At 71.1% G+C, this 5,872-nt stretch carries 1 protein-coding gene; it reads right to left on the bottom strand.

Going from position 1 to position 5,872, the window contains the following annotated elements; all coding sequences use genetic code 11:
* A partial coding sequence (locus HV824_RS34665) for an SDR family NAD(P)-dependent oxidoreductase (RefSeq protein ID WP_255208584.1) occupies nt 1-5,500 on the bottom strand: 5,500 nt, incomplete at its 3' end.
* Nucleotides 5,501-5,872: the final 372 nt, after the last annotated feature.

Below are 5,872 nucleotides of genomic sequence, written 5' to 3' on the forward strand. Positions count from 1 at the left end.
GCGCCGTGCAGGGGACCGCTGGGGCCAGGGACTGACAGAGCGCGCGCACGGAGGCGTGCTCAACGAGCTCGCGCGGGCTCGGGGCGCGCGTCAGCCGCGGCGCCAGCCGGGCGGCGAGCTCGGCCAGGGAGGTCGCGTCGAAGCCATGGTCCTCGAGGCTCGCGTCGAGGTCCACGTCTTCCCGCCGCACCTCGAGGACCTCGGCGATGGTCGCGAGGAGGTCGTTCGTGACGTCCGGCGTGACGGGCGCCGTCCTCACATCGAAGGCGCGGTCGATGTGCTCGACGTCGCCTTCGACGATGGCCATCACCGGCTCGGTGGCGTGCAGCGCCCGCACGAAGAAGTCGAGCCCCTCGCGGGTGCTCAGTGGCTTCATGCCCAGCGTGTGCAGCAGGTGCGCCTCAATCTGGGCGTCCACGTGCATGCCGCCCTCGCGCCACAGGGGCCAGGTGATGGACAACGAGCGCCCGTGGCGCTGGCCCCGCCGCACCTGCTCCAGGCGCCCCCGGGCGAAGTGGTCGAGGAAGCGATTGGCGAAGGCGTAGTCCGTCTGCCCCACGTTGCCGATGACGCCCGCCAGGGAGGAGAACAGGACGAAGAAGTCGAGCGGCAGGTGCCGGGTCGCCGCGTCCAGGTGGAGCGCGCCCAGGAGCTTGGGCTGGAGGACCGACGCGATGTCCTCGCCGCGCTTCTGGGCGACCATGGCGTCGCGCAGCACCCCCGCCGAGTGGATGATGCCGTGGAGGGCGCCGAAGCGGCCCACGGCCTCGCCCACCAGCGTCTCCACCGCGTCTGCCCGCGAGACATCCGCCTGCCGGTACACGGCCTCGGCGCCCAGGCTGGCCAGCTCCCGGAGCTGGTCGCGCACGGTGTCGTCCTCGGGCGCGCGCCCGGCCAGCACGAGCCGCGCCCGGACCCGCCGGGCCAGCCACCGCGCGAAGAGCAGGCCCAGCCCGCCGCGGCCTCCCGTGATGAGGTAGACGCCACGCTCCCTCAAGAGCGGCGCGTCGTCCGGGACGGCGAGCGGCGACAGGCGGGTCCGGCACAGGCGCGCGCGGCCCTCCGCGCCGATGCGGACCTCGTCATCCGGCGCCTCGGGAGGTGACAACTCCTGGAGCAGCAGGGCCGCGGAGACGGCTGGCGCCTGGGACAGCTCCACGGTCCGGTAGCGCAGCGCGCGGTGCTCCCGGTTGATGGACTTGCAGAACCCCGAGAGCGCGGCGTGCTGGGGCGCGGCGCTCGCCGGTCCCTGGTAGACGCACAGCAGCCGGAGGGACGGCACGGGCCGTGCCTTCAGCCACGCCTGGGTGAAGGCCGTCAGCGCGTGGATGCCTTGCGCGAGCGCCGTGTCCAGGTGCTGTGCGGCGAGCTCCAGGGGCGGGTGACGGGCCCAGGCGTGGATGGCGCGGGCGGGGAGCCCCCCTCCCTGCCGGAGGGCCTGGAGCAGGCGCTCGACGTCCTCGACCCGCGCGGGGTCGACTTCGTAGACGCCGTCGCCGGCCGCACGGAAGCCCGACCCCGGCTTCACGAGGAACACGGGCCCGGAGACCAGGCGCCGGAGCGCATCGCGCAAAAGAGCGTCGTGGTCGAAGACCAGCAGCGGCCCCCCGGGCTCGGAGGCGGCGCCTTCCAGGGGCTCGGGCACCCAGCGCTCGCCCAGGACGCGGGTGGGGGCCTGCTGCTTCTGCCCAGGGACCTCCCGGACGCGGAAGTCCTCCAGGCGGACGAGCACCTGCCCCGTCACGTCGGTGAGGCAGAGGTCGAAGGTCTCCACGTCCTTGCGCCGCCCCGTGCGCGTGACATGGACGAGGCACTCCAGGGGCACGGGCTGATGGAGGTGGACCGCGCCCAGGGAGAAGGGCAGCCAGGACGCAGCGCCCCCCTCTTGCTCTCCGTTTGACAAAAGGCCCACCACGGCCTGGAGCGCGCCGTCGAGGAGGACCGGTGGGAGCACGACGTCGGGTGACGGGGCCGCGGCGCCAGGCTGCCGCAGCGTGGCCAGCGCCTCGTCCTGGCCCACGTGGAGCTGCTGAAGCGGGCGCAGGCTCTCGCCGTACTCGAGCCCGCGTGCGCTCAGGAGCGCGTAGCAGTCCCGCGAGGACAGCACCCGCGGGCAGCGCGCCCGGAGGGCCTCGGGCTCCTGTCGGAGGGGAGGCTTCGGCGTGGCTTCCTGGCGCTGCAGCCGTCCCTGCGCGTGGAGCGTGCCGTCCGCGCCGACGAGGCGAAAGCCCAGGGGGGCGCCGTCCTGCTGGAGCGTGAGGGAGACCTCGAGCGCAGCGGCCCCAGGGGCGAGCATCACGGGACTGGCCCAGGTGATGTCGCGCAGGGCGCTGACAGGCCCGGCGCCGGCCAGCCGCGCCGCGCCCAGCGCCATCTCCAGGCACGCGACGCCAGGGAGGACTTCGCGCCCACCCACGCGGTGGTCCGCGAGGAGCGGCGTTGTCGAAGGGAAGGTCGTGGTGAAGCGCACGGCCTCCAGCGTGGAGGTGTTGTGTCCCAGCAAGGGATGCAGGCGCGTCGGCGGCTGCGTCGTGGCCGCGGGCGTCGTCCTGGGCAGCCAGTACGAGCGGTGGGCGAAGGGATAGGTCGGCAGCGGGAACCGCCCCGGTACGCCCTGGGGGTAGAGCTCCGCCCAGTCGATGTCCGCGCCCTCCACCCAGCGGGCCGCCAGCGCCCTGAGCGCCGGGACATCCTCACCCTGGGGCGACACCTTCACCCGGGACTGTTCGGCCCGGAGCCGTCCCTGGAAGCAGGTGTCGGGATGGGCCTGTCCGTCCAGGAAGCGTCGCAGCTGCTCACGCAGGTCGTCCTGGCTGGTGGCGACCAGGGCCAGCCGCGCCGCCATGGCCTCGTTGCGCGTCTGGAGCGAGTAGGCGAGCCGCGCGAGGCTCACCGCGGGCCCCGTCGCCTCCGGCGCGGCTTGCCGGTCGAGGAAGCGGAGGATTCGCTCCGCGTACGGACGGAGCTGCTCCTCCGCGCGCGCCGACAGCACCACGAGCCGGGGGCGCTCATGCGCCGCGGGCGGAGACTTCGGCGGCAGGTGCTCCTCGACAATGACGTGGGCGTTGGCGCCGCCCGCGCCAAAGGAGCTCAGCCCCGCTCGCCTGGGGAGGCGGTGTCCCTCGACGCCCGTGGGGGCGGGCCAGTCGCTCAGCTCCTGCTGCACGCGGAAGGGCGTGGCCTGGAAGTCGATGAACGCATTGAGCCGCTGCGCGTGGAGCGAAGGGGCCAGTTGCTGGTGCCGCATCTGGAGCAGGACCTTGGTCAGCCCGGCCATGCCCGCGGCGGCCTCCAGGTGCCCGACGTTCGACTTCACCGAGCCGATGGCGCAGCGCCAGCCCGGCGCCGTCCTCCGCTGGAAGGCCTTGCCCAGGCCGGAAATCTCGATGGGGTCGCCCAGGCTCGTCCCCGTCCCATGGGCCTCGATGTACCCGAGCGTCTGTGGCTCCACGCCCGAGCGCTCCAGCGCCTCGGTGATGAGCGTGGCCTGCGCGTCGGGGTCGGGCACTGTGTAGCCGTTGGCGCGGCCTCCGTGATTGACCACGGTCGCGCGGATGACGCCGTGGATGTAATCCCCGTCCGTCTCCGCCCGGGACAGGGGCTTGAGCAGGACGGCGCCTACGCCCTCGCCTGGGACGTAGCCGCTGCCCCCCTCGCCAAACGCGCGGCACCGCCCATCCTGGGCAAGCATCCGGAGCTCGCTCAGGAGCACGTACTTGCTGGGGTGCAGCATGAGGTTGACGCCGCCAACCAGCGCCTGTTCGCACTCCTCTCGCCGCAGGCTCTCGCAGGCCAGATGCAGCGCCGTCAGCGAGGAAGAGCACATCGTGTCCAGGGCCAGGCTGGGTCCACGGAAGTCAAAGAAGAAGGAGACCCGGTTGGCGATGGAGGCGGCGAACGAGGACGGCGAGAGCGGGTTGCCCTGGAGGGTTTCCTCCAGGCCGAGCAGCGCGTACTGCCCCCACATCACGCCCACGAACACGCCCACCTTGCGGCCGCGCAGGGCGCGTCCCGCGTAGCCCGCGTCTTCGAGCGCCTGCCAGGACGTCTCCAGGAACAGCCGCTCCTGCGGGTCCATGAGCTCCGCTTCCCGCGGCGACAGGTTGAAGAGCCGGGCATCGAACCGGTCAATGCCTTGAAGGAAGCCCCCCCACCGGCTCTGCGTGGTTCCCGGACGGCTGGCGGACGGGTCGAACCAGGGTGCGTGCTCCCAGCGCTCCGGAGGAACCTCGGTGATGCAGTCCTTCCCGGCGCGGAGGTTCTCCCAGAACGCCTCCAGGTCCTCGGCCCGGGGGTAACGGCCCGACAGCCCGATGATGGCGATGGGCTCGTCCTGGGAGACGCGAGCGGAGGGGGCAGGGGAGGGCGCCGCGGCTACGGCCGGAGGCGGCGAGGCCCCCTTCGTCGCGGGCGACGCGAGCAGCCTCGACGTCTGCGCTCCGTGGTGCTTTTCGAGGTAGTCCGCCAGCTCCCGCGGGGTGCTGTGCTCGAACAGCAGCGTGGGGTAGAGCTTGACGTCGAGGTCCTGCTCGAGCCGCCGCACGAGCCGCAGCAGGTGCGCCGAATCCAACCCCTGCGAATAGAAGTTCTCCGAGTCGTCGAGCGCGTCGGCGGCGACCTGCAACTCCGTGGCGAGCAGGCCGCGCAGGTAGTCGAGCACGGAGGGCGCGGGAGCGGCGGGTTGCTCCGCGGCGGCCCGCGCGGGCTCGCCGCGCTGGGGCGCCTGCAGCCGCGAAATCAGGCCTTCGGAGCGGATGCGCTTGGTGGACAGCTTGCGCATGGCCGCGATGCGCTGGCCATCGGGCGCGTAGAAGTCGAGGTCACTGTGGAAGAGGTCGTCCGCCACCAGCCCGGTGCTGTCCTGGCGCACGTGAACGAACACGCGCTCACCCGGCGAGTGGCCCGCGCGGAACGACTCGATGTGGATGGGAATGAAGGGCTGGAGCGCCAGCTCTGGCCGCTGCTGCATGTAGAGGAAGGGCAGCAGGGTGGCGCTGTCCAGGAAGACGGGGTGGAGGTGGAAGTCCTCCAGGTGCTCGAGCGCGGCGTCACTCAGGTGCAGCGCCCCCAGCACCTCGCGCTCATGGAAGTAGAGCTGGCCCTGCCCCTTCATGAAATCGAGGTGTTCGATGGCCGCGCCGCGCGCATACGCATAGGCGTCATCCACGTCCGAGATCCGCTCGGCGTGGCGCCGCAGGTGGGCGATGTCGAGCCGCCCTTCGAGGGGCGCGTCGGCGCCGTGGACCTCGCAGCGGAAGTTCTCGGTCGGCGCTCCCAGGGACTCACCTGTGGCGGACACGGGCCAACTGGTCGCCACCACCTGCCAGCGCGTCGTCCCGGTCTCCTGGGGCGTGAAACACAGGCGAATCCTCCTGCCGGCCCGTTCCGAGGTGGCGACAGGCTCGATGAACAGGATGTTTCGCAGCTCCAGCGCGGTCGTATCAAATCCCTGCGCCTTCAGAGCGCGGAGCGCCAGGTCGAGGAAGACGACGCCTGGCATGATTCGAACGCCGTGGACACGGTGATCCCTGACAAGTGGATCTTCATGGACGACCGTGGTGCTGCACTCGAACTCTCGTCTCGGAGGCTTCACGGTTGATACGGATGATACATGTTGAAGTCTCTGTTTCAACAGTCCGTGTTCATTTGCTTCATGTTTGCGTATCTATGTTTTTCAAAGAGATCTTGTTATGTCGGGATTGCGTGTGACATTGTGAGTTACATTCTCATGCGCAAAGAGAGTGTGTGACATTTTGAGTTACATTTGACTGTGATTTGAGGCTGCCCCGTCCACCGGGCTCCGCCAGGAGCGGTGCATCCGTCGTGGGCTCGGAGACGGAGGTTGGGCCGCGCGTGGCGGCTACCGAAGGGC

This window comes from Myxococcus sp. AM009, assembly GCF_013372605.1.
Classification (GTDB): domain Bacteria; phylum Myxococcota; class Myxococcia; order Myxococcales; family Myxococcaceae; genus Myxococcus; species Myxococcus vastator.